This window comes from Streptomyces sp. NPDC037301, assembly GCF_055602785.1.
On the sequence record NZ_JBVJWD010000010.1, the window covers coordinates 179,201 to 205,247 of the forward strand.

Consider the following 26,047-nt stretch of genomic DNA (forward strand, 5'->3'; position numbering starts at 1 on the left):
CAACCACCGTACGACCCACCGCTGACAACCGGGCCGGGTCAGCCGCAGTGCCGGGCCGAGGTCACCATTCTCCCGGCGGCGCGGGATCGCGCGGCCGGGAGTGGAACGACGCCGGGTCGGCATGTGTTCCGAACCGCGGGACCTGCCGCTGGGCCGGGATTCCGGGGGGCCGTCCGGCCCCGTTCATGGACCTGGGATCGTCCCAGTCCGGAGTGCCCATCACCATCAGGGGGTCGAACATCACGACCACCGCGGCAAGGAGCAGGAAGCAGCCGGGGCCGATCAACAGTGGCAGGAGAGGGGCGGTCCACCCGTCAGCCGAAGCCGGGTCGGCGAGGGCGCCGGGGTGCAGATGGACGTTCAGCGCGGCCATGCCCGTGTAGTGCATGCCGCTCACCGCGACGCCCATCACGACGCTGGCGCCGAGGCTGGGCAGGAAACCATGGATGGAGACGGCCGCCCAGAGTGCGGTCGTGGCGGCCACCACGGCTATGACGACGGAGAGGGCCACGGTGAACGTTTCGTACTCGAACTGTCCCTCAAGACGCATTCCGGCCATGCCCAAGTAGTGCATGGTGGCCACACCCAGCCCGGTGATGGTGCCGCCCGTCACCATTGCCATACGGGTGGCGCCCCGGTACCCGACGATGAAGATGCCGATGGCGACCATGCCGATCGCGACGGCGAGGCTGGCGAAGGTGATCGGCTTGTCGTAGCTGATGGTCACCCCTTCGACGGAGAAGCCGATCATCGCGATGAAGTGCATCGTCCAGATCCCGGACCCTATGGAGGTCGCGCCGAGGGCCAGCCAGCCGGCTTTGAAGGAACGCTCGGTGCGCAGCGAACGGGTCGTACAGCGCAGCCCGAGGGCCGCACCGAGGCAGGCCATGAGGAAGGCCGCGACTGGCGTCACCGCTCCGTAGCTGAAACCGTCGATCGTGCCCTGCATGCTCGTACGCCCTTCGCGGAAGCCCGGGTTCGGGGGTGACCCTAAGACGCGAGGCTCGGCAGACAAACAGAAGGGCTGCATTTTATCGAGATGGAAATCGGCCCGTGACCCGGTCTCAAGAGCGGCGTTCACGTTGTGGCCATCCTTCGCCTGTCCCTCGTTGGAGGGCGGCTGCCACTCTCGGCCCGTCCGTAACTCTGACGCAAGGAGTACACGTGTACGCACGCACCGCAACCGCCGCCGTCGCTGCCGCCGCCTTCATGGGTGCCGGCGCATTGCTGATGTCGACCGCCGATACACAGACCACGGGCAGGGGCACGGCCACGGTCGGGCACACGAGCACAAGCACGAGCATCCGGACCGTGAGCGCGCGGACCGCGGACGCGAAGCCGGGCGCCCCGGTCGTCTTCGCCCACCGGGGCGCTTCGGCCTATGCGCCGGAGAACACCCTGGCCGCCGTCGACAAGGCCGACGCACTTGGCTTCGACTGGGTGGAGAACGACGTCCAGTTCACCAAGGACGGTGTGCTGGTGGTCGTGCACGACACCGACCTGAAGCGGACCACCGACGTCGAGGAGGTCTTCCCGGACCGTGCCCCGTGGGCGGTCAAGGACTTCACGGCCGCCGAGATCGCCCGGCTGGATGCGGGCAGCTGGTTCGGTCCGCAGTTCGCCGGAACCCGGGTGCCGACCCTCAAGCAGTACCTGGACCGGATCGAGCGAAACCACCAGAAGCTGCTGCTGGAGATCAAGAGCCCGGAGATCTACCCGGGCATCGAGAAGGAGACCCTGCGGGTGCTGAGCCAGAAGGGGTGGCTCGACGGCAACCACGTCAAGAACAGACTCGTCATCCAGAGCTTCGGCGCGGACAGTGTGAAGAAGGTGCACCAGCAGCGTCCGGACGTCACGACCGGCTTCCTCGGCACCCCCGCAGTGGCCGATCTGCCCTCGTACGCAGCGTTCACCGACCAGATCAACCCCTCGTACACGTCGATCTCCGCCGACTACGTGACGGCGGTGCATGCGCTGAAGGGCGCACACGGCAAGAAGCTCCGGGTCAACGCCTGGACGGTCAACGACGCGGCGACCGCGGCGAAGGTGGCGGGCTTCGGCGTCGACGGGATCATCACCAACACCCCCGATGTGGTGCGCGAGGCCACGGGCTGACAGCTCGGGCGCCCCGTCGCCGCGGCCCGTTGTCAGTGGCCGGTCGTACGGTGGTTCCCATGAACAGCAACGGGGTTGTCGAGTGGGCCGTCGTCGAGAGCGGCATCGGCCCGCTGCTGCTTGCCGCGACCGACGCGGGACTGGTGAGCGTGGTCTTCCACGCCCGTCCCGAGGTGCGGGAGAAGGCGGTCGGGCAGTTGCGGTCGCGACTCGGTACGGAGCCGGTGGAGAGTCCCGGCTCCGCACGGCTCGCCGAGCCGATACGCCAGCTCGCGGCGTATTTCGCGGGCTCGTTGCGGGAGTTCTCGCTCGACCTGGACTGGTCGCTGACCTCCGGCTTCAACCGCCAGGTGCTCCGCGAGCTGGCGGCCGGGGTGCCGTACGGGGCGGTCGTCGGATACGGGGACCTCGCCGAGCGCGTGGAGCAGCCGGGGGCGGCTCAGGCGGTCGGGGCTGCCATGGGGTCCAATCCGCTGCCGGTGGTGGTGCCGTGCCATCGGGTGGTGGAGAGCGACGGCGGACTCGGCGGGTTCGGCGGTGGCCTCGAAACCAAGCGGAAGCTGCTGGCTCTGGAGGGCGTACTGCCCCAGCCACTGTTCTGAGTCCGTCGTGGAGACCCGACTCCCCGCACCGGGGCACCGGGTCCGTGTGCGGTCCGTGTCCTGACGGAACCCGGTTTCGTACCTTGTGTACGGGCTGGCACACTGCGCCAGTGACCAACACCCCCGATGCACCTGACACCCCCGCCGGGCCCGGCCACCCCGCCGGCCGGGTGACTGCGGCCGAGCTGCCCGGATTGCGGCGCAGAACGTCCGCGGTGCTCATAGCCAGCCAGATACTCGGCGGCCTCGGTGTGCCCATCGGTATCGCTCTGGCCCCGGTCCTGGCCACGGAGGTGAGCGGCTCCGAGGCGCTGTCCGGTCTGGCCCCGACCGCGTCGGTGACGGGTACCGCGCTGCTCTCGCTGCCGCTGGCCGCGCTGATGACCTCGCGCGGCCGACGCCCCGGTCTCGTTCTGGCGTATCTGATCGGTGCACTCGGCGCGGGGCTCGTGGTGCTGGCCACCGTCGTGGAGAGCTTCCCGCTGCTGCTGCTCGGCATGGCCGGGTTCGGTGCCGGTTCCTCGGCCAATCTGCAGGCCCGGTTCGCCGCCGCGGATCTGGTCGAGCCCGACCGGCGCGGCCGGGCGATCTCCACTGTCATCTGGGCCACGACGATCGGTTCGGTTCTTGGGCCGAACATCGCGGGCCCGGTGGGGCAGGTCTTCCGCGGTACCGCGATATCGGAGAAGGCGGGCCCGTTCTTCTTCGCGGCCGGGATCTTCCTGCTGGCCGCCGTGGTCGTCGGGGTGCTGCTGCGGCCGGACCCGCTGCTCACCGCGCGGGCGCTGGCGCCGCAGGACAACGAGTCCTCCGCAGGCCGTTCGCTGCGTGCCGGTGTCGCAGCGGTCCGGGCGTCCCCGATGGCGCGGCTGGCGCTGGTGGCGGTGGCCGTCTCGCACACCGCGATGGTCTCGATCATGGTGATGACCCCGGTCGATCTGGGCCATCACGGCGCGGGACTCCAGCTGATCGGCCTGGTCATCAGCGGGCACATCGCGGGTATGTACGCGTTCTCCCCGGTAATGGGCTGGCTGTCCGACCGGTTCGGCCGGCTCGCCGTGATCGGTCTGGCGGTCGGGCTGCTCTCCTGCGCCGCTCTGCTGGCCGGCACCGCGGGTCCCAGCCACGGTCAGACGGCGGCAGGCCTGTTCCTGCTCGGGCTCGGCTGGTCGGCCGGGCTGGTCGCCGGTTCGGCGCTGCTCACCGACTCCGTACCGCAGCCCGCCCGCGCCGCCGTGCAGGGTCTGTCGGACCTGACCATGAACACGGCGGCGGGCATCGGCGGTGCGATCGCCGGAGTGATCGTCGCCCGGGCCAGCTACGGCTGGCTGAACGCGGTCGGAGCATGTCTGCTGCTGCCGATGGCGGCGCTGGCACTGCGCAGAGCGCTCACCCGACCCGCGGCACACGCCGAAACAGCAGCCCCGGATACGGCGCCAGCAGCGACTGCACCCGCCGCACCCACCCCCGGTGTCTGAGGCTTCAGCGGATTCTCGCGAGGAACCCCGGGGCTTCAGTCCTGGGAGGAATCGCGTCCTTGGTGGGTGGCGCGGAGCGCCGCAGCGTCGCGCTACCGGGCGTGGAGTGCCCACATAGCCGCTCGGCGGAGTCGGACAAGAAAGGCGGTGGACACCGGAAGCGAACACGTGGGCGATAGATCGCCGGTTCGGGCGGTAGGTGTGCCGGCCCGGCTGGTTTGTGCGATTGGCGCACTAGAGTCCATGGTTGTGAAGCTGGTGATGCGGGTCAAGCTGCTGCCGACGCCCGCGCAGGCGTCGGTGCTTGAGGCGACCCTGAGCGCGTACAACGAGGCTGCGACCTGGGCCGCGCAGGTGGCCTTCGACGAGCGCGTCCGCAAGAACCTGCCCCTGCGCAAGCTGACCTACCAGGAGATCAAGTCCAGGTGGGGGCTTGGGGCGCAGGCCGCGCAGCATGCGATCAAGAAGACCTGCGACGCCTACACCACCCTGGCCGGGAACCTTCGTAACGGCCGTTACGGCAACCCCGGCTCGAGGCGTCATACCCGGGCTTCGGGCAAGCCGGTCGTCTTCCGGCCCCGGGCAGCCCAGCCGTACGACGACCGGATGCTGTCCTGGCAGCACGAGGCGCGTACGGTGTCGATCTGGACCATCGGCGGGCGGATGAAGAACGTGGCCTTCACCGGAATGGCAGAACAGTTGGAGGTCTTGGCCCGGCACCGGCAGGGTGAGTCCGACCTGCTGTGTGAGGGCGGGCAGTGGTATCTGATCGCGACCTGCGAGATCCCCGAGGCTGAACCGAACGCGCACCCGGTCGCCTTTATCGGCGTGGATCTCGGGATCGTGAACATCGCCGCCACCAGTGACGGGGCCAAATACTCCGGACGCCGAATCAACCGCAGGCGGGCCAAGGACCGGGCTCTGCGTTCCAAGCTGCAGAAGAAGGGCGCGAAGTCCGCGAAGCGGAGGGCGAAGAAGTACGCGGGAAGGGAAGCCCGCCGTAACAAGGACATCAACCACAAAATTGCGAAGCGGATCGTGGCGGAGGCTGCACGCACCGGTCGCGGGATCGCCCTGGAGGACCTGGGCGGTATCCGGCGGGCCCGGCTGAGAAAGCCCGAGGGGGTACCTCCCTGCTCGAACGAAGTTGAGAGCTTGGGGGAGCACCACGCTCCATTCCTGGCCGTTCGCCCAGCTCGGCGCCTTCATCGGCTACAAGGCCAAGCGGGCCGGCGTGCCGGTGGTGTATGTCGATCCGGCCTACACCAGCCAGGAATGCTCGCAGTGTCATCACGTCGAACGCGGCAACCGGCCCTCCCAGGCCGTTTTCGCCTGCCGGTCCTGCGGCTTCGTTGAGCACGGGGACCACAACTCGTCCCACAACATCGCCCACAGAGGGTGGTACGGGTGGGTCTGCGGGGTCGAGTCAACGGCCCCTGCTCTCACGCTGATCGCGTGAGAGCTGGACGCAGCCGGACCCATCGAAGCCATCGATGACCCGAGCAGCAAGCCCGAGGGCCTCAGTCCCGGGTCGTTGACAGGCTGATGTGGTACGCCTTGCGCAGCGTCTCGTGCACGGTCCACGTCGTACGGTCGCCCTCGCGCAGTACGCAGGCGTCCCCCGGCCCGATCTCCAACGCCGCCCCGCCCTCGATCGCCACGGTCGCGCGCCCGCTGACGACCACGAACAGTTCGTTGGCCTCCGTGTCCGTGACCACGCCGGGCGTGATCTGCCAGATTCCGCGCACCTGCTTGCCGTCGGGTGACTCCCAGAGCACCTTGCCGGTCACCACGGGCTCGCCCGAGACGATCTGTGCGGGGTCGAGCGGTTCCGGTTCGAGTTCGGCGTCCGGAATGTGCACGGCGAACGAGGCAGGAGCTTGATCAAATGTGGTCATGGCCGGTCACCTTAGCGACCGCTTCGGGGCGACTCGGCACCAGGACCCGGAGAGCATGTGGAGGGAGCGGAGGGGACGGGTGATGCGGCCGGTGCCCGGGCCGCACGTTTGAGGCCGATGCGCCCGCGACAGGGATGTGGACATGTCACTGAATGCATCGCACAGCGCACACTCCTACACCCCCGCCTTCTCCACCGAGGTACAGGCGGCCCTCGCCACGCACCGCCCCGTCGTGGCTCTGGAGTCGACGATCATCGCCCACGGTCTGCCACGCCCCCGCAATCTGCAGGTCGCCGAGGAACTCGAAGGGCTCGTACGTTCCGCGGGCGCCGTGCCCGCCACGATCGCCGTACTGGACGGACGGGCCCGCATCGGCCTGGACAAAGCCCAGTTGGAGCGGGTCGCCGCGGACCCGGCGATGCGGAAGCTGGGACACCGGGACCTCGCACCGGCGCTGGCGGCGGGCGCGAGCGGGGCGACGACCGTGTCCGCGACGGCGTTCCTGGCCGCACACGCGGACCTGCGCGTCTTCGCGACCGGCGGCCTCGGCGGCGTACACCGGGAGTGGACCCGGACCCAGGACGAGTCCGCGGACCTGCGGCTCCTCGCGCGGACCGGCATCACCGTGGTGTGCGCGGGGGTGAAGTCGATCCTGGACGTCCCCGCCACGCTGCAGCGCCTGGAGACGCTCGGCGTCGGAGTGCTCGGGTACGGCACCGACCGCTTCCCCGGCTTCTACCTGAACAGCTCGGGTGAACCGGTCGACTGGACGGTGCGGACGCCCGAGGAGGTCGCGGAGGTGATGCGGGCCCAGGACGCGCTCGGCGGCCCCGGTTCCGCGCTGATCGTCGCCAACCCCGTATCCGTGGAGGACCAGTTGGATCCCGCACTCCACGACCGCGTGCTGACCGAGGCCCTTTCCGCATGCCGGGAGCACGGCATCGTGGGCCAGGCCGTCACTCCGTTCCTGCTGGACCGGCTGATGCGGGGAACCGGGGGCGCTTCGCTGGAGGCCAATCTGGCGGCCGTACGCGCAAACGTATCGCTTGCCGCGCGGATCTCCGGCGCATGGGCCGCCGCCGCACAGGACACAGCAGCGCACCGGAGCGCACCGGACACAGCAGCGCAGCCGAATGCGCAGGACACGACATCGCACCGGAACCCGGCGGCCGGCCGATGACCGACGGCGGCCTTCTCGTCGTCGGTGACGTGGTCACGGATGTCGTGGCCCGGCACGCAACGGCGCTGATCCACGGCACGGACACCTCGGCCCGGATCCGCACCGTCCCCGGCGGCGCGGGCGCCAACGTCGCCTGCTGGGCGGCACGTTCGGGCTGTCGCGACGTACGGCTGCTGGCCCGGGTCGGCGCCGACAGTGCGGCCTGGCACCGGGACGCGCTGCAGCGGGCAGGGGTACGTTGCCTGCTGGCCGTGGACGACGACGTACCGACCGCCACCGTCGTCGCCCTCGTCGATTCCGCCGCCGAGCGCACCTTCCTCACCGACAGCGGTGCCGTGCTCCGCCTCTCCTCCGACGACTGGTCACCGTCGATGCTCGACGACGTCGCCCATCTCCATCTCTCCGGGTACCTTCTCTTCGCCGCGACGAGCCGGGCAACGGCCCTGCTCGCTCTGCGGGAGGCCCGGCGACGGCAGATCCCGGTGAGCGTCGACCCTGCTTCGGCCGGCTTTCTCGCCGAGCTGGGCGTCGACCGGTTCCTGACAGCCGTGGAGGGCACGGATCTGCTGCTGCCCAATGCGGACGAGGCCCGGCTGCTCACCGGACTCCCCGAACCAGCGGACGCCGCAGCCAAGTTGAGCCTTCAGGTGCCCCGGGTGGTCGTCACGCTCGGCGAGGGCGGAGCTCTGCTGGCCGTCACGGGCGCGGTGACCCGGCACATCCCGGCGGTCCAGGTACGGGGCGCCGTGGACTCGACCGGCGCAGGCGATGCGTTCACCGGCGGCTTTCTCGCGGCGCTCCTGTCGGGAGCGGACGACGCCTCGGCCGTGGAAGCGGGCTGCCGGTCGGCGGCGAAAGCGGTCACCACCGTGGGGGGCCGACCCGGTCCATGACACACCCGGCTCGGTGAACCCGGCCTGCTACCCGCCCTGCCCCCACCCGGTCCAGGCGGGGTGCAGCGGATCGTCGGCCCGTACGACCGCATCCGCGCGGTCGCCGGGCGCCACCTCGTCCTCGTACCGCGCGAAAGCGGGCAGGGTCCAACGCTCGCTCTCCTCGGTACGCCGCCGCAGTGCGCCCGGCGACAACCGCAGATGGACACTCAGGTCGAACGGGAACCAGTGCCGCAGCAACAACGGGCCGTGCACCACCAGCACACCGCCCTCGGGAAGGAGTTGATACGGACTTCGAGTGGCCCGGTCCGTCTCGGGATCCCAGAGATCGGGTAGCACCCGCCCGCTCCCGCCCGCCTCCAGCGGCCCGAACACCTCGCGCCACAGCGCGCCCGTATCGAACCAGCTGTCGTAGTACGAGTCGGGGTCCTCCTTGCCGTACTCGTACCGAAGACTCGCCGGCCGCAGGAATCCCTGGGTGGACACGACGAACACCGCACGCCCCCGGACCCGCAGCGCCTGTGCGACCAGCCCCGCCAGCTCCCCGGTACGGGCCGCCGGCGCACCGTCGACGGCGACCTTCAGCCAGGGGCCGGCGTCGGCAGGCTTCAGACCGTCGGCGTGCCCGGCGAAGGCCTCGGCCAGCCGCTCCCAGGTGATCGCTTCACATCGCACGCATCCATCATCGCCCCGGCCTCGTGCGTCGGCGTCGGCCGTCCCGCCGCCGAGGTTCTTCCTCGTCGGTCCCCGCCAGGTGGTTCTCGGCCAGGCGCACCACGCGGTCGGCGAGCGGACGCAATCCCGGTTCTCGGTCTGCGGCCGTGTGGGCAAGGTGGCCGATGTCGGCAAGCCACTGTCCGGTGACACCGTCCGGCGCGTCGATGCGCCGAAAGCCGCGCTCCAGCAGCCTCTGGGCGGCCTGCGGCTGCCCGCGCAGTACGGCCTTTGTGGCGGCGACCGCATTGGCCAGGGCGCTCGCCGGCCGCGACCAGTCGTCACCGCGCGCCGCAGGGTCGTCCTGGTCGTGGTCGGCCAGGTGGGCGACCGATGACGCCCTGATCTCCAGGTCCACGCGCCAGAAGAGCGGAAGCCCCTGGAACGCGGCGAAGAGCAGACGCCGCTTGCGGGAGTTCTGCAGCTCGGGGTCCGTACGCAGGGAGTCGAGGGGCCGGACCGCTTCGAGCACGCCCCGGGCGCCGACGACACACACCGCGAAGCGGTCGTCGGGCACCGTCCAGGCAATGTCGATGTCGCTGTACGCATCCGCTGTTCCACGGGCGAGCGAGCCCTTCAGCTCCGCGCGCGAGCCGGGGCAGTGGGCAGCGAGTACGTGCAGCAGGTCCTGTGCGAATGCGGCGCGCCGCGCCGGGTCGAGATCATCCATGCGCTCCTCGCCCTTCGGGTTCTCCCCGTTCATGGCCGTCCGTTCCGGTCGTTCAAAACGCTCCGTCCCCGGCGAGTCCGCCTCCTACGATCTTCTTCGTGGACCTCGAATTCGCCCGCACGTTCGCCGCCGAGTGGCAGGACGCCTGGAACTCCCATGATCTGGAACGAATCCTGACGCACTATCACGAGGATGTGTCGTTCAGTTCACCCGTCATGGCGCGGTTCACAGGTGATCCATCCGGCACGGTGCACGGCAAGGACGCGCTGCGGGCGTACTGGGCGGCGGCCCTGGAGCGCATCCCCGAGCTGAAGTTCGAGGTGGTGGACGTCCGGGTGAGCGTCCATGCCCTGGTGATCGACTACCGCAACCAGATCGGCGGCCGCGTGAACGAGGTGCTGATCTTCCGCGACGGCCTGGTGATCTCCGGCTTCGGGGCATACGGGGAGACGCTCGCCGACTGACGGCCGGTGCCGGCGGCGGACGAGACTCTCCCCGGATGACAGCCGGCCGGTGCCCATGGCGGCCGTGACGCTCTCCGGCCGACGGCCGGTCCCGGCGGTGGGCGGGCGTCGTTCGCTACTTCTTCGCGTCGCAGTCCACCGCGTCGGCGTCGTCGGAGAGCGCACTGCCCTCCGGCAGCAGATAGGTCACCCAGAGCACGACGGGCTCGGTCCCCAGGTTGCGTCCGATGTGGCGGTGAGCGGATCCGGACGGCTCGATGAAGGACGAGCCCGCGGGCGTCACCTCGACCGAGCAGTCGTCCAGAGTGCGCGTCAGCGTCCCGGACTTGACGACGGCGATCAGCTGGCCGCTATGGGTGTGCCAGCCGGTGGAGCCGCCCGGCTCGACGGTGATGGTCCGGAAGGTCACATCGGTGCGGCCGTTCGGGGTCTTCACCTTCAGCTTTCCCACCGATGTGCCCTTCGCGACCACCGTGCCGCTCACACCGCTGCCGGGTGTGGCGACGGCCGCCGACGGTACGAAGCCGAGCGCGGCCACGCAGCCGCTTATGACCAGGGCCCTGGCGAGTCGCCCCTGCCGTACCAGCCGCCCCCGGCTCCCCTGCTGTCTGCCGACCTTCACGTGCGACTCCTCTGCCTCGGCGTCCCGGAAGCGTCCTGGACATCCCCGAGGACATCCCGAACGCCACCACGCTACCCGTGAGTTGAGCCGCGGAACCCCTCCCGGTCCGGCGGTCACTCGCCGCGAAGTTCGGCGGCGAGCGGCCCGTCGCCCGACACCTCGATACGTCCGTCCTTGACGGCCTCGGCGAACGTCAGCTCACCCCGCCCGAGCGCCAGACAGACCTCGGCGTCGAGCGCGATGCGGGCATCGGCGTGAGCGGCAGGACCATCCCCGTATACAGCCGCACCGGCCATCGCACCACCGGCACACACATGGAACTCACCCTCGTCCAGGTGGACTTCGACGACTCCCGCATGTGTCACCCCGTCCAGCGAGCGCAGCAGCGGAAGTGCGAACCAGTGTGCCCGCACCGCATCGGTGGGCCGCCGCTCGGTGAGCGCGGGCGCACCCCACTCGGCGAGCGCGGCAAGTACGGGCAGCAGCCCGTGGCCGCGCTCCGTCAGTTCGTACACCGAGGCCGCGGCGGGTGGCGGAAGCCGGCGGCGGGTGACCAGGCCGCCCTGCTCCATGTCCTTGAGCCGGGAGGCGAGGACATCCGTACTGACGCCCGGCAGGTCGGCGTGGAGGTCGGTGTAGCGGCGGGGGCCCGCCAGCAGTTCACGGACGATCAGCAGGGTCCACCGGTCGCCCACGGAATCGAGGGAGCGTGCGGTGGCGCAGAACTGGTCGTAACTCCGGCGGCGAGCCGAGCGCGTTGCGGACTGTTGCTGACGTGGCATGCGACGCAGTCTAGACATGTTGTTGGACTTTCCAAGCCCGAGCTTGGTAAAACCAAGTATCGCAATCAGGTCGGGGAGGCCACCGCATGGAATTCCGGCAGTCCAGCAAGCTCGACAAGGTCTGTTACGAGATCCGGGGCCCGGTCATCGAGCACGCCAACGCCCTGGAGGAGGCGGGTCACAGCGTGCTCCGCCTCAACACCGGCAATCCCGCGCTCTTCGGCTTCGAGGCGCCGGAGGAGATCGTCCAGGACATGATCCGGATGCTTCCGCAGGCCCACGGCTACAGCGATTCACGCGGCATCCTGTCCGCCCGCCGGGCGGTGGCGCAGCGCTACCAGGCCATGGGTCTGACGGATGTCGGGGTCGACGACATCTTCCTCGGCAACGGCGTCTCCGAGCTGATTTCCATGGCCGTCCAGGCATTGCTGGAGGACGGCGACGAGGTGCTGATCCCGTCCCCCGACTATCCGCTGTGGACCGCGGTGGTGACCCTCGCGGGCGGCAAGGCCGTGCACTACACCTGCGACGAGGCCTCGGACTGGAACCCGGACCTCGCGGACATGGCGTCGAAGATCACCGACCGGACCAAGGCCGTCGTGATCATCAACCCGAACAACCCGACCGGCGCCGTCTATCCGCGCGAGGTCCTCGAAGGCATCCTCGATCTGGCGCGCAGGCACGGCCTGATGGTCCTCGCCGACGAGATCTACGACCAGATTCTCTACGACGACGCCGAGCACCACAGCGTGGCGGTCCTCGCCCCCGATCTGGTCTGCCTCACCTTCAGCGGCCTGTCGAAGACGTACCGGGTGGCGGGGTTCCGTTCCGGCTGGATGGTGGTCTCCGGCCCGCAGCAGCACGCCCGCAGCTATCTGGAGGGGCTGACCACTCTCGCCTCGATGCGCCTGTGCCCCAACGCGCCCGCGCAGTACGCCATCCAGGCGGCGCTCGGCGGCCGGCAGTCCATCCGGGAACTGGTCGCGCCCGGCGGCAGGCTGTACGAGCAGCGCAACCGGGCCTGGGAGAAGCTGAACGAGATTCCCGGCGTGTCGTGCGTGAAGCCGAAGGGCGCGCTGTACGCGTTCCCCCGCATCGATCCGAAGGTGCATCCGATCGTCGACGACGAGAAGTTCGTTCTGGACCTGCTGCTGCGGGAGAAGATCCAGGTCGTGCAGGGCACCGGCTTCAACTGGCCGCGGCCCGACCACTTCCGGATCCTGACACTCCCGTACGCTGACGATCTCGACGCGGCGATCAGCCGCATCGGCCGCTTCCTGACCGGATACCGCCAGTGATCGGATGCCCCTGGTGACCTGCCCTGCCTGCCGCGTTCCCGTCCTCACCCAGTTCGCCTCGTTCGAGCTTGTCGGCCCGATCGTGGAGGGCGGACTCGATCCGGCCACCGATCCGGCCTGGGCGGAGTCGGGCGCGGCATCACCGGCCGAGTATGCGCGCTGGGCAGGTCATCTGTGCGGTATGACCTGCCTGCGCATGGCGCTCGGCGCCGGGGCCCCGTCCCTGTTCGCGCTGCGCGACGGTGCGCTCAAGTGCGGCGCGTACACGGAGGATGCGGAGGGGGTGATCCGGGGCCTGATCTACGCCCCCTTCGCAGAGTACGTACAGCAGGCGCACGGCCTCGACGCCACGGTCCACCGCCATCTCTCGCCGCAGGAGATCCTCGGCCTGCTCGACGGCGGCCGGACGGTCATGGCCTCGGTGCACTACGGCATCCGCCATCCGCAGCGGCCCGCTCCGGGACGGGGCGGGCATCTGGTGCTGCTGACGTCCCGTACGGCCGACGGCACCGGCGTCCACTTCCACAACCCGTCCGGCACGACGGCCACGACGCGTGCCGCGGAGCTTGCGCTGCCCGGCTTCGAGCGCTTCTTCGCGGGGCGCGGGGTGTCACTGCCCGCAGGCGTGTGACGGGACGTCCCGGGAAACGGGAGCGGGCCCGGGGGCGTAGCCGGCCCCCGAGCCCTGAAGATGCCACCCATTCGGCACGCCGACACTTTTAAGGACCCGTGTCAGGTTTATGTCGTCGCGTCCTGCCTTTAGACGACCGCAGATCGAAGCTCTGCGGGCCGGAGTCGAACCGGCATCTCGACGCCCATGGGCATGGGCCCGATTGATTCGGCGATCGGTGGCGAATGCTGAGTCTGGAGCAAGAGTCTGAGATTGATCGCGGTCTGCCTCTGCCGATTGGGCTACCCCGGCCCGTCCGTGTGCGGGGAACGCACCGAATGCCGGGGGGAGGGCTCGAACCTCCACTGGAACCGCGCCGTCACGACAAGCTTCAGTTTCAGCTTGCGCTCCTCGCGCACCCCGGCCGTGGTGCTTTGGCCGGGGAATCCATGGTCGGTCACCCGAAGAGGTAACCGAATATCGCATCACCCACCCGCTGGTCGGAGACGTCCACGCCGTTGGCCTCCTCGCGGGCGAACTTCACGGCCTGCTGGAGCTTCTCCACCCGGTCCAGCAGTTCGTTGACCCGTCGCGCGGGAAGGGCTCCGGAGAACTTCACGGTGGTCCAGTACCCGATCGGAATGTCCTCGTAGTACACCTCGACCTGCGCCGGGTGCTTATCGGTGGCCTCCGCCTTCACATGGTTGCGGGGCACCTTCTTCGTACGAAGAGTCCTCACCGGCTCGGTCTTCCAGGAGTCCGTCGACGGGTCCTGTGTCCAGGCCTCGGAGGCGTCGAGCACCGGAAGCCTGCGAACAAAGGTGTTGATGTCCGTCAGCTGCTTCTCCAGGAAAAGCAGATACGACACCGGCACCTCGCTCACGAGCACCCGTCCGTCGACCTTCACATCCGCGCGGGCCGAACAGTTCGCCCAGTCCTTCGTGGCTGTCACATCGAAGAGCCGGGTCAGGGTCGTCGCGGTCTCCCGCAGCACGTCCTCGGCCTTGATCTGCACCAGGGTCGACTCGGGCGGCAGCTGCTCGCCCTCCTCGTCCTTCGGCTGATACGTCCGGGAGATCCCGGCCAGCAGACCGGTCTTCTGAAGGCCGTGATGCGCCGCCGTCAGGTCCTGGTGAGCCTTGGACTTGACGCCCTTCTCCACTGCGATGATCTGATTGAGTTTCGCCACGTCGAGGAAGTTAGCAGCGCCGAGCCGCGCGGAACCAGACCGCGACGGCCACCGGGAGGAGCGCCAGCGTCGCTGCCGCTGTGCCGACGCCGCCGCTCTCGATGCCGGCCGCCTTCAGCCGGCGCACAGCCCAGAGCGAGTACGGGATGACAACGGCCGGCGCCGTGGCGACCCCCGGTGTGTAGCCGCGGTACGCCAGCGACTGCGCCATGTGGACGGCGCCGTGCAGCCCGAATCCGACCAGTACGGTCCGGAAGAACGGGCTGCGGCCACCCGTGCGCGCCCCGTCCGCCGATGCTGCCGCCATGACCCCGCCCATGAGGCCGATGGCGACATTGACATCCCGCTGCGAGAGTTCCATCCGCGCCCAGACCCGCTCGGGCACTTTCGGGAATCGCTCCTGGAGCCGCGGTCGGGCGGACCGCGCCCAGCCGGCCATGGTGGCCAGCTCCTCCAGGTCGTTGGCCACCCAGGCGGCGAGCAGCCCCCAGGTCACTGCCTTGGAGACCGTTGCCTCCGCCATACCTGGCCCCCATACGTCGCAGTACGATGACCGCACCATACAACACAACGCAACGTTGCGTTGCTCTTCTCTGGAGCACTCATGCCCGATCCGACCGTGAACCGCCGCCCGGGCAAGGGCCCTCGTGCCGCCGAAGCGATCTTCGACACCACGCTGCGCCATCTCGCGGAACGCGGCTACACCCGTCTCACCATCGAGGCCGTCGCCCAGGACTCCGGGGTCAACAAGACGACGATCTACCGCTGGTGGCCCTCGAAACCGGCGCTGTTGCGCGCGGCCATGCTCCATGCCCGGGTCCTCGACATCGACATCCCCGATACGGGTAACCTCCGCGGTGATCTGATCGCCCTCACCGAACAGATCACCGGCCTGCTCACCGACGGGCGTACGGAACCGGTCGCCCGCGCCATGACCTCGGGTACCGGCCTGCCGGACGACGAACTCGCCGCCCTCACCCGCGACTTCTTCGCCGATCGGTTCTCCCGCGAGCAGCCGGTCTTCGCTCGCGCCACCGCCCGTGGTGAACTTCCCGAGAGCGCCGACCCGATGCTGCTGCTGGACCTGATCGCGGGAGCGGTCTGGATGCGGGTACTACTCCGCCGCGAACCGGTACCGCCGGACTTCGCCCGCGATGTCGTCGATGCCGTGTTGCCTCGCTGAGGGTGGCCCCGGGACGGTCGGGTACTGTGCCGCGGCCGGGTATCGAGACCAGTCACATGCGCGGAACAGGGAGCGATCCACATGGGTGCGCCGATACGCCACTACACAGCCATGACGCCGGACGGTGAGGTGTTCACGGTCAATATCGAGAGGGCCTTCCGGTACGACCCGTACCGTGACTTCCTGGTCTGTGCGCACTGCGGCTGGTCGCCGTCGCTCCTGACCATGGAGAAGATCATCGACATGGCCGGGGAACATCTGGCGTCGGCGCACGGCGCCGACCGGGGGCTGTCCCAGCAGGAGAACGAGTCGTTCCGAAAAGCGCGGCTGATCGTGCTGCCGATCGTCGTCGTGCTGCTGATCGGGCTCTTCGTCTATCTGCGGAGTTGAGAGACTGATATCTGCGGAGTTGAGAGGCTGAGGGCCGGACCCGGACCGGCCGGGGTGTCAGCCTCCGCTGAGTTCCATGAGCGCGCCCACCGGGTCGGAGTCCGGGGTGGCGCGGGGCCACCAGTCGTCCTCGCCCGGCTCGGATTCGTAGCCGTACCAACGGCCGTCGTGGCCGAAGCGGAGCTGGAGTGTCCCACTGGGGTGCGTGAGGTGGTTGCGCCAGGGGTGGAAGCGGGGGAAGTCGGCGGCTGCGAGCGCGGGGCGGGCGCGGTCGAAGGGGCCGGCCGGAGGATCCCAGGGCGTTTCGAGGACGGCCAGTCCTTCGGCGCCGCCCTGGCGCCAGGCCGCGACGGCTCGGGCCAGGTCGGTGGGGGTGCGGCCGGTGGCGTACGCCAGTTCGCGGTAGAGGGCGCGGGTGGTTGCGGTGAGGCCGGCGGTGGGGCGGGACGCGGCCAGCCGTACCGCGTCCTGCCAGGAGGTGAGGCCGGCGAGCGGGTCGAGGCCGGTGGTGAGGAGCGTGTGTGCACGGGCCGCCGCATCCGTGGCGAGGTGGTCGAGGGCGAGCGGGTCGCGGGCGCCGGGCAGGCTCGGGTACGAGGGTGGCTGCCCGGGATGCGGCAGGACCGGGAGCGGGGCAGGGAGCGGCGGGAGGTAGCGGTCGGCGAGGGCTTCTCGGGCCGGTACGGACGGGGTGGCAGGGGCTGTGGGGCGTTCCCGGGCGGAGTGTGCGGCGTTGCGACGGCCCAGTTCTTCGAGGAGTTCGCGCTCGCCCCTGCCGCGCAGCAGCAGAAGGACGAACGGGTCGGCGTCCAGGAGACGGGCCATCTGGTAGCAGAGGGCGGCCACATGTTTGCACGGCCAGCCGTGGTCGGGACAGGAGCAGCCGGGGTCGAGATCGCCCGCGGCGGGCAGCAGTCCGACACCGGCCTCGGTCGCCGTGTCGACCAGCGAGTGCGGCATCTCCTTGGTGAGCAGCGCGGCAAGGTGACCGGGGCGGGCGGCGACCGCGTCCAGGAACAGGTCCCAGTCGGCGTCGGTGAGCGACCGCAGACGCAGCTCGGCGCGGTAGGGGCGGGGGCGGCTGCCGTGAACGTAGGCGACGACCCGTCCGGGGGTGACGGTGATAGCTGCGACCTTGCCGCTGTCGGCGTACGTACGGCCGCGGGAGAGCCGTCCCTCGTCCATCGACAGGGACTCCAGGGCGGCCACCCAGGCGCGGCCCCACCAGCTGTCCGCGAAGGGTTCGTCGCCGTCGGACGGGCGGGGCGGCACGGCCTCGAAGGTGCGCCGCAGATCGTCGGGGCCGGGGCGCGAGCGTGCGACGGGACGGGGCTCGGGGCGGGCGTACGCATGGGGCCGGGGACGGGGGCTCATGACGGCCTCCGGAGCGAGACGAGATCGGCCAGGTCACGATCGCTGAGCTCGGTCAGCGCGGTCTCACCGGCGCCGAGGACCGCGTCGGCCAGGACCCGCTTGGCCCGCAGCAGCTCGGCGATCCGGTCCTCGACCGTGCCTTCCGCGATCAGCCGGTGGACCTGCACGGGTTGCGTCTGGCCGATGCGGTACGCCCGGTCCGTGGCCTGTTCCTCGACGGCCGGGTTCCACCAGCGGTCGTAGTGGATGACGTGGGCGGCCCTGGTGAGATTCAGTCCGGTGCCCGCTGCCTTGAGGGAGAGCAGGAAGACCGGGACCTCGCCGGACTGGAAGCGGTCCACCATCCGTTCCCGCTCGGCCACCGGCGTACCGCCGTGCAGGAGTTGAGAGGGGATGGCGCGCGAGGCGAGGTGGGCGGAGAGGAGCCGGGCCATCGTCACGTACTGGGTGAAGATGAGGACGGAGCCGTCCTCGGCGAGGATCGTGTCGAGGAGCTCGTCGAGCAGGGCGAGCTTTCCCGAACGGCCGACGAGACGGGTCGGTTCTTCCTTCAGATACTGCGCGGGGTGGTTGCAGATCTGCTTGAGCGAGGCCAGCAGCTTCATGATCAGACCGCGGCGGGCGATGCCTTCCGAGGCTTCGATGAACGCCATCGTCTCGCGGACCGTCGCCTCGTAGAGCGTGGCCTGCTCGCGGGTGAGGAAGACGGGGTGGTCGGTCTCCGTCTTGGGCGGCAGCTCGGGGGCGATGCCCGGGTCCGACTTCTTCCGGCGCAGGAGAAAGGGCCGGACCAGCCGGGAAAGCCGCTCGACCGCTTCGTCGTTGGCGAGCCCGGCAGCCGTCCCGGTGTTCTCGACGATACGGGCGTGCCGGGCCCGGAACGCCTTGAGGGGGCCCAGCAGTCCGGGGGTGGTCCAGTCGAGCAGGGCCCACAGCTCGGAGAGGTTGTTCTCCACGGGGGTGCCGGTGAGGGCGACTCTGGCCGGGGCCGGGATGGTGCGCAGCGCCTTCGCCGTGGAGGAGTGCGGGTTCTTCACGTGCTGGGCCTCGTCGGCGACGATCAGTCCCCAGCTGTGGCCGGCGAGTTGCGCCGCGCTCGAACGCATCGTGCCGTATGTGGTCAGGACGAAGCCGCCGTCGGGTTCGGCGAGTGTGCGGTCGGTGCCGTGGAAGCGGCGCACGGGCACGCCGGGGGCGAAGCGGTTGATCTCCCGGTGCCAGTTGCCCAGGAGGGAGGCGGGGCAGATCACCAGGGTGGGCGCGGGGTGGGCGCGGTGCAGATGGAGGGCGATGAGGGTGATCGTCTTGCCCAGGCCCATGTCGTCGGCGAGGCAGCCGCCGAGGCCGAGTGAGGTCATCCGGTCCAGCCAGGCGAGGCCGCGCAGTTGGTAGTCGCGGAGCGTGGCGTCCAGGCCGGGCGGCGGGGCGACGGTGGTGTCGTCGGCGGTGATGCGGGTACGGAGTGCGGCCAGCGCTCCGACGGGCACCGCTTCGACCTGTTCGCCGTCGACCTCGGCGCTACCGGTCAGGGCGACGGCAAGGGCGTCGACCGGATCGAGCAGGCCGAGCTCCCGCTTGCGCGCCTTGCGTACGAGCGCCGGGTCGACGACGACCCACTGGTCCCGCAGGCGCACCACCGGCCGGTGGGCTTCTGCGAGAACGTCCATCTCCGCCTCGGTGAGCTGCTCATCGCCCAGCGACAACTGCCAGTTGAAGGCGAAGAGCTGCTCGGCGTCGAAGAACGAGGTGCCGTCGGTGGCCGAGCCGGGGGCGGGTCGTACGACGGCGGCGGCGGTGAGGGAACGGACGAGCTCCCTGGGCCAGTGGACGCTCACCCCGGCCGCCGCCAGCCGGGCTCCGGCGTCGCTCAGCAGCTCGTACAGCTCGTCCTCTTCGAGTGCGAGCACATCGGGCACCGGCTGGTCCAGCAACCGCTCCAGCGGCGCCCAGACGCGGGCGGCGCGGCGCAGTGCGAGCACGGCGTCGATCCTGGCCCGCGGGCCGAACGGCTCGCCCACCCCGCCGTGCCACAGTGCGGCGGCGTCGACCACATAGGTCGGGTCGGCCAGGCTGTGCACCTGGGTGATGGCCGCGGCGGCGTGCCGCGCGGCGCCGGGACGGGCGTCCGCAGCCGTACCGGAGGCCCTGTTGTCGTCGGAGGCGTCGCTGTCGTCGGGGCTGTCGTACGCATCGGCCGTGTCGAAGAGTTCGTACGCCGACAGGTCGAGACGCAGCGACACCCGTACACCCGCGTCGAGACCGGCCGCGACCTCGACGGCCCAGTCACGGGCTCCTGGCAGATGCTGGGCCTCACGGGCTGCAAAGGCCGCGCCCATCGCGTACGCCGCGGCGGGTGTACGGGGCAGGGCATCGGCGACCGCGTCGAGGAACGCCCCGAGCAGCCACTCCGGGTCGGGGACTTGAAGCGGTGTGCGGTCCGGGAGCGGCACCGCGTGCCCCTCGACCGGCATGGCGGCTGCGATCGCCCGGAGATGGGCGATGTCCTCGGCGTCGCGCGGTCCGGCCCGCCAGGCGTCGTGGTCGTCGCCCGTCAGGCCGGGGAGCAGTCTGCCGCGCGCCACCAGGTTGAGCGCCTGGAGTGCGGCGGCACCCCAGCAGCGGGTGGCGGGGTGGGCGGACTGCTGGTGCCGGGCGCGGGCCAGCAGCGGCAGGGCGTCGGTCACGGGCATCAGGACGGCGGGCACCGTACGCCGACGGACGCCGTCCTGTTGTCCATGCCGACGGACGACGGTGAGCTCTGCGGCGATAGGACCGGGTGTCCGGTCTTCGGAGTCCGCGGAGCCACGCGGCTCCGGGAGGGGGCCGCCATCGGGATCCCAGAAGGCGACGCGCCCGTCCCTCGGCAACGACGCGGGCAGGAAGACAGCGGCACAGCTCAGGAGGCGGGCAGCGGACGCGTCCAGCTGATGTTGTGCCGTGGTCATCGGTCCCCTCCCGTCCCGCCCTGATCCTCTTGATCGTCTGGATCCTTATGACTCCTGCGAGTCTAGGCGGGGGGTCTGACAACCGGTCGCGCACCCGCATTCCAGCAGGTCAGATGCGATACAGGCCTTGATACGGCCCGGCCGGCAGGCCGAAGCGAACCGCCCGGGGCAGGGAACGGCACGGTTCGGCTCAGTGCCTGGCGAGCGGCTTCGGACGAGGGGGCCGCGCGGGCGCCGTGGCCGCGGAAACAGCGGGCGCGGAAGCGGGAGCGGGAGGAGGCGCGGGCGCCACGGACGGCTGCGGCTGCGGCTGTGCCGGGGCGGGCTGCTGCGACTGCATCCCCTGCTGCTGCGCCGGCTGCTGCGCCCGCTCCAGGAAGCGGAGCAGTTCCACCGGGAACGGGAGCACCAGCGTGGAGTTCTTCTCGGCCGCGACCGCAACCACCGTCTGCAGCAGGCGCAGCTGGAGCGCGGCCGGCTGGGAGGACATCTCCTTCGCCGCCTCGGCGAGTTTCTTCGAGGCCTGAAGCTCGGCGTCCGCGTTGATGACGCGGGCTCGCCGCTCACGGTCGGCCTCGGCCTGACGGGCCATGGAGCGTTTCATCGTCTCCGGCAGCGAAACGTCCTTGATCTCCACGCGGTCGATCTGCACACCCCACCCGACCGCTGGGCTGTCGATCATCAGCTCAAGGCCCTGATTCAGCTTCTCGCGGTTGGACAGCAGATCATCCAGATCGCTCTTGCCGATGATCGACCGCAGTGAGGTCTGTGCCATCTGCGACACCGCGAACCGGTAGTCCTCCACCTGGATCACGGCACTCGCCGCATCGACCACCTTGAAGTAGATCACCGCGTCCACCCGCACCGTCACGTTGTCCCGGGTGATTCCGTCCTGCGCGGGCACCGGCATCGTCACGATCTGCATATTGACCTTGCGCAGCCGCTCGACGCCGGGGATCACCATGGTGAATCCGGGCCCTCGCACATCGTTACGGAGCCTGCCGAGCCTCAGTACGACGCCCCGCTCGTACTGCTTGACGACCTTGGCCGCCGCCGCCAAGTACAGCGCGCCCGCCGAGGCCGCCCCCACTATTGCGATTACGAGCTCCTGGACCATGACGGCCCCCTGAACGCCGGAAACAACTGAAACACGGAAATTAATCGCTGCTACAACGGTATGCCCAATATCAACCGATATGAACATTGGTCGATGCCCACCCGGTACGACTGTCGCCCGGCCGGCCGCGCACCGGATGCCGGGCCACCGGGGAGCAGGCAAGGTGACCAGCGTCAGCACGTTCTCCGTGGCGCATGCGGTGCTGTGGCGTACGCCGTGCTGACGGATGAGCCGGACGAGACAGACGAGGACCCGCCCATGCCCGTGATCGATCACCGGCGCCGCCGTCTCGGCATCGCAGCCGGCACCGCGCTCCTGACCCTCACCGTCGCAGGCTGCTCCGGCCTCGGCCGGACCGCGGCCGGACCGATCATCTACACGACCGAGCGGGACGCCGTGATCATGGTGAACAGCCCTTCGGTGAAAGGCTGCCACCCGCTTTCTCCCGCTGGTGCCAAGGAAGTGAGCAATGGCACCCTGATCGACATCATTCTGTACCGCACACCCAACTGCACCGGTCCGGGTACGACGTACCTCGCGACCACGCTCAGCGACGTCAACGGGACCGGCGCCCTGCCCTGGCGCAGTTTCAGCACGGTCCACTGACCGGCCGTACACAGAGCGGAAAGCCGCTGAAGGGTGTCCGCCGGCGCTCGGTGCCGAAGTCGATGGAGCCGATCTCGGCGGCCTGGATCACCGGGCCGCCGATGCTGGGCGTCTTGCTGATCGTGTTGTGCACGTCGCCCGCGCGCCCGCCATCGCCCGCGGGCGCCGGCTCGGCGAGGATGGCGCGGAGTTCGTCCGCCCCCTGCGGATCCGCGGCGAGCCTGCGGCGCAGCCGTGCGCGCCATTCGGCCTCGACGTCCCCGGCCAGCGCGTCGTCGCCCTCGTCCCGCGCGGCGGTCAGCTCACCGCGCGAGGCCTCCAACTCGCCGGTCAGTACCGTCTCCTCCTCGGGCGTCGCTCCGTCCCACGCGAAGAAGGCCACCAGCCGTTCGCGTACCTGGCCCCAGGAATCGGCCACCATGTGCTGCACGAGCGCCGTTGCCCCCGATGCCGCCAATGCCACCAACCCGGCTTCCACCGAACCTCTTTCGACTGTTGCGTACACGCCATCGGCTACCACCGTCCACGTCGGTCGGCGGCCCGGCACCGACGTGGACGAGAACCGCTCCATGGCCGCTATGCACGCCTGCGGACGAGCGCGACCAGATCCGCCGTACGGCCCCGCCGCTCCCGGGCAATCAGGACGAGCAGCACGATGAGCAGCGCCGGCATGATCGCGTTCACCCGGTCGAGCAGCGTCAGTTGGACGATGGAGGCGCCGGCCATCAGTCCGCAGAAGGCCATGGCCGCCACTCCTGCCAGGACCGGGATCAACAGGGCAATGGCCCCCGCCATCTCCAGCCCTCCGATGATGTACATCGCGGCCTGGCTCCAGCCCATCCGGTCGAAGGACTCGATCGCCGTCTCATGGGCGATCAGCTTGGCGAACGCACTGAACCCGAAGAACAGGGCAAGAACGACGCGGGCGGCGGTCAGTGCGACGACCCCGCGGCTGCGGCCCCCGGCCCGGGTGTCGGAAGAGGTGGCAAGGGCGGCAGCGGGGGTGCTCCGGACCGGTGTGCACTCGGACATCTGGGTCTCCTCGGGAAAGCTTCGCACGGTGTTGCCTACGAAGAGGTAGACCGGTCCGCGGTCCGGAACTCATCGCTTCCCGGACCACGGATCTCCTTCGCTCCGAGGAGCTACTTCGGCAGGGCCCGCACCCAGATCCCGTCATCCGTGAGATACCGGTCGACGGTCAGACCCGCCGCCTCCAGGTACCCCTCGAACTGCTCCTTCGACAGCTCCCGCGACAGGAATGTCTGGGTCCATCGCGCGTCGTCGAAGAGGTACTCGGCATGCACCGAGTCCACCCCGTCCCCCACGGGCTCGGCCGAGACGATCCGTACGGTGTAGCCGCCCGGATCGACCCGTTCCCGCGGCAGGTTGGTGTGGTAGTCGGCGCCCTCGCGCTGGATGAGTACGACCCCACCGTCCTTGACGTGGCTCCGGCAGGCACGCAGCATCCCGTCACGCACCCGGTGCTCGCTCGTGTGCACCAGGAACGACGCCAGCATCACCACGTCGAACGTCTGGTCACCGAGGTCCAGCGCCTCGATGGGGCTCTGTACGGTACGGGCGCCGCGGATGCGCTCCAGCATCTGTGCCGACTCGTCCACAGCGGTGACGTCGAAGCCTCGCTCGATCAGCGGATGGGTCACCCGGCCCGCTCCGCAGCCCAGTTCCAGAATGCTTGCCCCGGCGGGTACGGCCGCCGCGATCACCTCCGGCTCATCGCCGACGGACAGCCGTCTGTACAGTTCGACCGCACAGCCGTCCGGCGTGATCGCGCCGGGGCCCGTTCCTGAATATCCCTCACGCACCAGTCGTCCGCTCATGCACAGCCGAACGAACGGCCGCTGATGGTCGTTCCTGGCACGCAGTCCTCCCGTCACACCGAGCGACAGGCGACCGGGGCGGCGGTGACGCGCTGACAGGTCGTCGGCGCGCGATGTACGGGCCGGCCGTCAGTACACCGGGTAGCGGTCGGCCGGCCACACGACCGCGTGCTCGAACTCCACGCACAGATCGTCGGCCACCTCGGTGATCGCCGCTCGCCCTTCGGTCGCCACCAGCCAGGACGGCGGAAGGTGTACGTCCCCGTGGCGCGCGCCGAGCAGATTGCCGCAGACCGCACCGGTGGAGTCGCTGTCGCCCGAGTGGTTGACCGAGAGCAGCAGCGACTGGGCCACCTGATCGGCGCCCGGCAGCACGAGGGCGCAGTACACGGCGATGGCAAGGGCCTCCTCGGCGACCCAGCCCGCGCCGAGCTTCTCCACCTTCTCGGCGCTCGGCTCGCCCTCGGCTGCCAGGTCGACGGCCGCGCGCAGCGCCGCCGTCGTCTCCTCGTGCCCCGGGTGGCGGCCCAGCAGTTCCATGGCCCGCAGCACCGCACCCGCCATCGAGTCGCCCTCCAGAAGATGGGCGACGATCGCGGCGAATGCCCCGGCCGCGTACGCACCGGTCGGGTGGCCGTGGGTGATCTGCGCACACCAGTAGGCGAGCCGGAAGCCCACCTGGGCGTCCTCCCCCACCAGTCCGAAGGGGGCGGACCGCATCACCGTGCCGCATCCCTTGGACCCGGTGTTGACGGGACCGGGCTCACCGAGCCGCCCCGTCGGTTCGGGGACATGGCCGGTCGCGAGCCCCGTCAGACAGGCGTTCCCGGGGGCCCGGCGCGCGTACAGCCAGGGCTGCTGCCTGAGCCAGCCGGTCCGTACCGGGTTGTCGCCACCGCGGGCCGGCGGAGCGGGGTGGTTCTGGGTGTCCAGCCAGCGCAGATAGGCGTTCCGCACGATCCCGATCTCGGCGCCGCCGATGCCCTTCGGCCTCGCCCGGGAATGGGCCCTGATCAGCCCTTCTGCTGTGAACAGGGTCATCTGCGTATCGTCCGTGACACGTCCGACAACCCCCTCCTCGTCCGCGAGAAGTCCTTGCACACCGTGTTCACCGTGCGCGCGGCGGATACCGGCGAGCGAAAGGAACTCCACCGGATTCCCCAGGGCGTCCCCGATCGCCCCGCCCAGCAGACAGCCCCGGACCCTCGCCCTGCGGCCGGTACGGTCCCCCCACGATGTGCCGTTCACGCACGATCCCCTCAATCCGATCCGACGTCGGCATGTCCCAAAACACCGTCGTGGGTCCATCCTGGTAGGAGAGGCGATCGCCATGCGTACCGGTAATGAACCGACGACTGCACGCAGCCCTCTGCGGCTGCGGCTCTGCCTGAGTCTATGGGGGCTGGCCTGGGCCGTCTTCGGCCTGGCTGCGTTCACGCTGACCGACCGCCCGGGCTGGGCCGCGGCCTGTGGTGTGCTGCTCGTGCTGGTCCTCGTGGACATCGCGGTGATCATCCACCACATCCACCAGGGCCCGCACTACCAGCCGGGCCGCAATATCCCGCCGTACGAACCCGACCACGGCGGACGCGGCAGGTACGGGCACTGACGCGGACGCGCCGGGGCCGGGACAAGCTGCGGTGCACGCCCGGGCCCGGCGGAGGGCGTCAGCCCTCCGTACGGATCGGTCAGCCCTCGATGCGGAGCGGTCAGCGCTCCGTACGGAAGCGGGCCGCCTTCAGATACTCCGGGTTCGGGTCGAGTGCGGCGGCCAGCCGGAAGTGGCGGGCGGCCCGGTCGGAGCGGCCGGAGCGCTCGAAGGTGCGGGCGAGCGCGAAGTGCGCGAAGGCATTGTCCGGTTCGCGCTCCAGAACGAGTTCGAATTCGAGCTCGGCAGGGCGGAGTTGGGCGGCGGCGAAGAAGGCGCGGGCCCGCAGCAGCCGGGCGGCGGTGTTCTCCGGATGGGACGCGATCACCGAGTCCAGGAGCTTGACCGCGCCCTGGGGGTCGCGCGCCGCCAACAGGTGTTCGGCCGCGCGGAAGTCGATGACGTTGGTTTCCGGAGTCCTCTCGGGCACG

General features: G+C 70.0%; 29 protein-coding genes and 1 pseudogene. 14 read left to right on the top strand and 16 right to left on the bottom strand.

Going from position 1 to position 26,047, the window contains the following annotated elements; genetic code table 11:
• Positions 1–61: 61 nt before the first annotated feature.
• Positions 62–949, bottom strand: a complete 888-nt coding sequence (locus ACZ7IB_RS18780; RefSeq protein WP_470913635.1) for an MHYT domain-containing protein — start codon at positions 947–949, stop codon at positions 62–64.
• A gap of 215 nt (positions 950–1,164) precedes the next feature.
• Here ACZ7IB_RS18780 and ACZ7IB_RS18785 point away from each other — a divergent pair, with 215 nt between their 5' ends.
• The 5 genes and pseudogenes from ACZ7IB_RS18785 to ACZ7IB_RS18805 all read left to right on the top strand — a co-directional run bounded on the left by ACZ7IB_RS18785 (position 1,165) and on the right by ACZ7IB_RS18805 (position 5,654).
• Positions 1,165–2,115, top strand: coding sequence for a glycerophosphodiester phosphodiesterase (locus ACZ7IB_RS18785; protein ID WP_470913637.1), 951 nt, complete (start codon positions 1,165–1,167; stop codon positions 2,113–2,115).
• Between the two features lie 59 nt (positions 2,116–2,174).
• On the top strand, positions 2,175–2,717 hold the full coding sequence (locus tag ACZ7IB_RS18790) for a methylated-DNA--[protein]-cysteine S-methyltransferase (protein ID WP_470913640.1): 543 nt from the start codon (positions 2,175–2,177) through the stop codon (positions 2,715–2,717).
• Between the two features lie 110 nt (positions 2,718–2,827).
• Complete coding sequence (locus ACZ7IB_RS18795) at positions 2,828–4,195, top strand: MFS transporter (protein ID WP_470913642.1); 1,368 nt, start codon at positions 2,828–2,830, stop codon at positions 4,193–4,195.
• Between the two features lie 687 nt (positions 4,196–4,882).
• A pseudogene (locus ACZ7IB_RS18800) lies at positions 4,883–5,194 on the top strand (transposase); the annotation flags it as partial.
• A gap of 148 nt (positions 5,195–5,342) precedes the next feature.
• Positions 5,343–5,654 (top strand): zinc ribbon domain-containing protein, encoded by a 312-nt coding sequence (locus ACZ7IB_RS18805; protein WP_470913644.1) that lies wholly within the window; start codon positions 5,343–5,345, stop codon positions 5,652–5,654.
• A gap of 61 nt (positions 5,655–5,715) precedes the next feature.
• Here ACZ7IB_RS18805 and ACZ7IB_RS18810 read toward each other — a convergent pair whose 3' ends face one another.
• The gene (locus ACZ7IB_RS18810; protein WP_470913646.1) at positions 5,716–6,093 is read right to left on the bottom strand and encodes a cupin domain-containing protein; all 378 of its coding nucleotides are present in this window, start codon (positions 6,091–6,093) and stop codon (positions 5,716–5,718) included.
• Positions 6,094–6,235: 142 nt separating this feature from the next.
• On the opposite strand from ACZ7IB_RS18810, the gene ACZ7IB_RS18815 reads away from it, so the two are divergent.
• A complete protein-coding gene (locus tag ACZ7IB_RS18815) occupies positions 6,236–7,273 on the top strand; it encodes a pseudouridine-5'-phosphate glycosidase (protein WP_470913648.1) in 1,038 nt (345 codons plus the stop codon).
• On the top strand, positions 7,270–8,166 hold the full coding sequence (locus tag ACZ7IB_RS18820; RefSeq protein WP_470913650.1) for a carbohydrate kinase family protein: 897 nt from the start codon (positions 7,270–7,272) through the stop codon (positions 8,164–8,166). Before ACZ7IB_RS18815 ends, ACZ7IB_RS18820 begins: the two co-directional genes overlap by 4 nt.
• A 27-nt stretch (positions 8,167–8,193) precedes the next feature.
• Here the strand turns inward: ACZ7IB_RS18820 and ACZ7IB_RS18825 are convergent, their stop codons facing one another.
• Together ACZ7IB_RS18825 and ACZ7IB_RS18830 are read right to left on the bottom strand one after the other, a co-directional pair.
• The gene (locus tag ACZ7IB_RS18825; protein WP_470913652.1) at positions 8,194–8,841 is read right to left on the bottom strand and encodes a nucleoside/nucleotide kinase family protein; all 648 of its coding nucleotides are present in this window, start codon (positions 8,839–8,841) and stop codon (positions 8,194–8,196) included.
• A gap of 7 nt (positions 8,842–8,848) precedes the next feature.
• Positions 8,849–9,583, bottom strand: a complete 735-nt coding sequence (locus ACZ7IB_RS18830) for a nucleotidyltransferase domain-containing protein (protein WP_470913653.1) — start codon at positions 9,581–9,583, stop codon at positions 8,849–8,851.
• A 65-nt stretch (positions 9,584–9,648) separates the two neighbouring features.
• On the opposite strand from ACZ7IB_RS18830, the gene ACZ7IB_RS18835 reads away from it, so the two are divergent.
• Positions 9,649–10,014 (top strand): nuclear transport factor 2 family protein, encoded by a 366-nt coding sequence (locus ACZ7IB_RS18835; RefSeq protein ID WP_470913655.1) that lies wholly within the window; start codon positions 9,649–9,651, stop codon positions 10,012–10,014.
• A gap of 115 nt (positions 10,015–10,129) precedes the next feature.
• Here ACZ7IB_RS18835 and ACZ7IB_RS18840 read toward each other — a convergent pair whose 3' ends face one another.
• Entirely contained in the window at positions 10,130–10,636 is a 507-nt protein-coding gene (locus tag ACZ7IB_RS18840) for a cupin domain-containing protein (RefSeq protein WP_470913656.1), read from the bottom strand.
• Between the two features lie 113 nt (positions 10,637–10,749).
• A complete protein-coding gene (locus ACZ7IB_RS18845; protein WP_470913658.1) occupies positions 10,750–11,418 on the bottom strand; it encodes a winged helix-turn-helix transcriptional regulator in 669 nt (222 codons plus the stop codon).
• Positions 11,419–11,504: 86 nt separating this feature from the next.
• Here ACZ7IB_RS18845 and ACZ7IB_RS18850 point away from each other — a divergent pair, with 86 nt between their 5' ends.
• Complete coding sequence (locus ACZ7IB_RS18850; RefSeq protein ID WP_470913661.1) at positions 11,505–12,716, top strand: pyridoxal phosphate-dependent aminotransferase; 1,212 nt, start codon at positions 11,505–11,507, stop codon at positions 12,714–12,716.
• 13 nt (positions 12,717–12,729) lie between these two features.
• A complete protein-coding gene (locus ACZ7IB_RS18855; RefSeq protein ID WP_470913662.1) occupies positions 12,730–13,347 on the top strand; it encodes a cysteine peptidase family C39 domain-containing protein in 618 nt (205 codons plus the stop codon).
• Between the two features lie 436 nt (positions 13,348–13,783).
• Here ACZ7IB_RS18855 and ACZ7IB_RS18860 read toward each other — a convergent pair whose 3' ends face one another.
• Positions 13,784–14,515: a DUF7873 family protein gene (locus ACZ7IB_RS18860; protein WP_470913665.1), complete on the bottom strand. Its 732-nt coding sequence runs from the start codon at positions 14,513–14,515 to the stop codon at positions 13,784–13,786.
• Positions 14,516–14,525: 10 nt separating this feature from the next.
• Positions 14,526–15,038: an HXXEE domain-containing protein gene (locus tag ACZ7IB_RS18865; RefSeq protein ID WP_470913668.1), complete on the bottom strand. Its 513-nt coding sequence runs from the start codon at positions 15,036–15,038 to the stop codon at positions 14,526–14,528.
• Between the two features lie 81 nt (positions 15,039–15,119).
• Here ACZ7IB_RS18865 and ACZ7IB_RS18870 point away from each other — a divergent pair, with 81 nt between their 5' ends.
• Together ACZ7IB_RS18870 and ACZ7IB_RS18875 are read left to right on the top strand one after the other, a co-directional pair.
• Positions 15,120–15,698 (top strand): TetR/AcrR family transcriptional regulator, encoded by a 579-nt coding sequence (locus ACZ7IB_RS18870; protein ID WP_470913670.1) that lies wholly within the window; start codon positions 15,120–15,122, stop codon positions 15,696–15,698.
• A gap of 81 nt (positions 15,699–15,779) precedes the next feature.
• The gene (locus tag ACZ7IB_RS18875; RefSeq protein ID WP_470913672.1) at positions 15,780–16,088 is read left to right on the top strand and encodes a hypothetical protein; all 309 of its coding nucleotides are present in this window, start codon (positions 15,780–15,782) and stop codon (positions 16,086–16,088) included.
• A gap of 57 nt (positions 16,089–16,145) precedes the next feature.
• On the opposite strand, the gene ACZ7IB_RS18880 is transcribed toward ACZ7IB_RS18875, so the two are convergent.
• The 3 genes from ACZ7IB_RS18880 to ACZ7IB_RS18890 all read right to left on the bottom strand — a co-directional run bounded on the left by ACZ7IB_RS18880 (position 16,146) and on the right by ACZ7IB_RS18890 (position 21,524).
• Complete coding sequence (locus ACZ7IB_RS18880) at positions 16,146–17,462, bottom strand: SWIM zinc finger family protein (RefSeq protein WP_470913673.1); 1,317 nt, start codon at positions 17,460–17,462, stop codon at positions 16,146–16,148.
• Positions 17,459–20,407, bottom strand: a complete 2,949-nt coding sequence (locus ACZ7IB_RS18885; protein ID WP_470913675.1) for a DEAD/DEAH box helicase — start codon at positions 20,405–20,407, stop codon at positions 17,459–17,461. Before ACZ7IB_RS18885 ends, ACZ7IB_RS18880 begins: the two co-directional genes overlap by 4 nt.
• 190 nt (positions 20,408–20,597) lie before the next feature.
• A complete protein-coding gene (locus ACZ7IB_RS18890; RefSeq protein WP_470913677.1) occupies positions 20,598–21,524 on the bottom strand; it encodes a slipin family protein in 927 nt (308 codons plus the stop codon).
• A gap of 258 nt (positions 21,525–21,782) precedes the next feature.
• On the opposite strand from ACZ7IB_RS18890, the gene ACZ7IB_RS18895 reads away from it, so the two are divergent.
• Positions 21,783–22,130: a hypothetical protein gene (locus ACZ7IB_RS18895; protein ID WP_470913679.1), complete on the top strand. Its 348-nt coding sequence runs from the start codon at positions 21,783–21,785 to the stop codon at positions 22,128–22,130.
• Here the strand turns inward: ACZ7IB_RS18895 and ACZ7IB_RS18900 are convergent.
• The 4 genes from ACZ7IB_RS18900 to ACZ7IB_RS18915 form a co-directional block, all read right to left on the bottom strand.
• The gene (locus ACZ7IB_RS18900) at positions 22,114–22,551 is read right to left on the bottom strand and encodes a hypothetical protein (protein ID WP_470913681.1); all 438 of its coding nucleotides are present in this window, start codon (positions 22,549–22,551) and stop codon (positions 22,114–22,116) included. The two genes, ACZ7IB_RS18895 and ACZ7IB_RS18900, sit on opposite strands and share 17 nt — an antisense overlap.
• 155 nt (positions 22,552–22,706) lie before the next feature.
• Positions 22,707–23,162, bottom strand: a complete 456-nt coding sequence (locus tag ACZ7IB_RS18905) for a DoxX family protein (protein WP_470913683.1) — start codon at positions 23,160–23,162, stop codon at positions 22,707–22,709.
• 110 nt (positions 23,163–23,272) lie between these two features.
• Positions 23,273–23,968: a class I SAM-dependent methyltransferase gene (locus ACZ7IB_RS18910; protein WP_470913685.1), complete on the bottom strand. Its 696-nt coding sequence runs from the start codon at positions 23,966–23,968 to the stop codon at positions 23,273–23,275.
• A 129-nt stretch (positions 23,969–24,097) separates the two neighbouring features.
• Positions 24,098–25,216: an ADP-ribosylglycohydrolase family protein gene (locus tag ACZ7IB_RS18915; protein WP_470913687.1), complete on the bottom strand. Its 1,119-nt coding sequence runs from the start codon at positions 25,214–25,216 to the stop codon at positions 24,098–24,100.
• An 82-nt stretch (positions 25,217–25,298) separates the two neighbouring features.
• Between ACZ7IB_RS18915 and ACZ7IB_RS18920 the strand changes: the two genes are divergently transcribed.
• The gene (locus ACZ7IB_RS18920; RefSeq protein ID WP_470913689.1) at positions 25,299–25,577 is read left to right on the top strand and encodes a DUF6343 family protein; all 279 of its coding nucleotides are present in this window, start codon (positions 25,299–25,301) and stop codon (positions 25,575–25,577) included.
• Between the two features lie 100 nt (positions 25,578–25,677).
• Here the strand turns inward: ACZ7IB_RS18920 and ACZ7IB_RS18925 are convergent, their stop codons facing one another.
• Positions 25,678–26,046 carry a tetratricopeptide repeat protein gene (locus tag ACZ7IB_RS18925; RefSeq protein WP_470913691.1) on the bottom strand — a complete coding sequence of 123 codons (369 nt, stop codon included), beginning with the start codon at positions 26,044–26,046 and terminating at the stop codon, positions 25,678–25,680.
• Position 26,047: the final 1 nt, after the last annotated feature.

What these genes read in the sequence shown, in the direction of transcription:
- ACZ7IB_RS18875 (WP_470913672.1), top strand. Translation starts at nt 15,780, where the DNA reads ATGGGTGCGCCGATACGCCACTACACAGCCATGACGCCGGACGGTGAG.
- ACZ7IB_RS18920 (WP_470913689.1), top strand. Translation starts at nt 25,299, where the DNA reads ATGCGTACCGGTAATGAACCGACGACTGCACGCAGCCCTCTGCGGCTG.
- ACZ7IB_RS18850 (WP_470913661.1), top strand. Translation starts at nt 11,505, where the DNA reads ATGGAATTCCGGCAGTCCAGCAAGCTCGACAAGGTCTGTTACGAGATC.
- ACZ7IB_RS18865 (WP_470913668.1), bottom strand. Translation starts at nt 15,038, where the DNA reads ATGGCGGAGGCAACGGTCTCCAAGGCAGTGACCTGGGGGCTGCTCGCC.
- ACZ7IB_RS18845 (WP_470913658.1), bottom strand. Translation starts at nt 11,418, where the DNA reads ATGCCACGTCAGCAACAGTCCGCAACGCGCTCGGCTCGCCGCCGGAGT.
- ACZ7IB_RS18780 (WP_470913635.1), bottom strand. Translation starts at nt 949, where the DNA reads ATGCAGGGCACGATCGACGGTTTCAGCTACGGAGCGGTGACGCCAGTC.
- ACZ7IB_RS18900 (WP_470913681.1), bottom strand. Translation starts at nt 22,551, where the DNA reads ATGGTGGCCGATTCCTGGGGCCAGGTACGCGAACGGCTGGTGGCCTTC.
- ACZ7IB_RS18820 (WP_470913650.1), top strand. Translation starts at nt 7,270, where the DNA reads ATGACCGACGGCGGCCTTCTCGTCGTCGGTGACGTGGTCACGGATGTC.
- ACZ7IB_RS18895 (WP_470913679.1), top strand. Translation starts at nt 21,783, where the DNA reads ATGCCCGTGATCGATCACCGGCGCCGCCGTCTCGGCATCGCAGCCGGC.
- ACZ7IB_RS18880 (WP_470913673.1), bottom strand. Translation starts at nt 17,462, where the DNA reads ATGAGCCCCCGTCCCCGGCCCCATGCGTACGCCCGCCCCGAGCCCCGT.
- ACZ7IB_RS18870 (WP_470913670.1), top strand. Translation starts at nt 15,120, where the DNA reads ATGCCCGATCCGACCGTGAACCGCCGCCCGGGCAAGGGCCCTCGTGCC.
- ACZ7IB_RS18910 (WP_470913685.1), bottom strand. Translation starts at nt 23,968, where the DNA reads ATGAGCGGACGACTGGTGCGTGAGGGATATTCAGGAACGGGCCCCGGC.
- ACZ7IB_RS18905 (WP_470913683.1), bottom strand. Translation starts at nt 23,162, where the DNA reads ATGTCCGAGTGCACACCGGTCCGGAGCACCCCCGCTGCCGCCCTTGCC.
- ACZ7IB_RS18890 (WP_470913677.1), bottom strand. Translation starts at nt 21,524, where the DNA reads ATGGTCCAGGAGCTCGTAATCGCAATAGTGGGGGCGGCCTCGGCGGGC.
- ACZ7IB_RS18815 (WP_470913648.1), top strand. Translation starts at nt 6,236, where the DNA reads ATGTCACTGAATGCATCGCACAGCGCACACTCCTACACCCCCGCCTTC.
- ACZ7IB_RS18885 (WP_470913675.1), bottom strand. Translation starts at nt 20,407, where the DNA reads ATGACCACGGCACAACATCAGCTGGACGCGTCCGCTGCCCGCCTCCTG.
- ACZ7IB_RS18790 (WP_470913640.1), top strand. Translation starts at nt 2,175, where the DNA reads ATGAACAGCAACGGGGTTGTCGAGTGGGCCGTCGTCGAGAGCGGCATC.
- ACZ7IB_RS18810 (WP_470913646.1), bottom strand. Translation starts at nt 6,093, where the DNA reads ATGACCACATTTGATCAAGCTCCTGCCTCGTTCGCCGTGCACATTCCG.
- ACZ7IB_RS18830 (WP_470913653.1), bottom strand. Translation starts at nt 9,583, where the DNA reads ATGAACGGGGAGAACCCGAAGGGCGAGGAGCGCATGGATGATCTCGAC.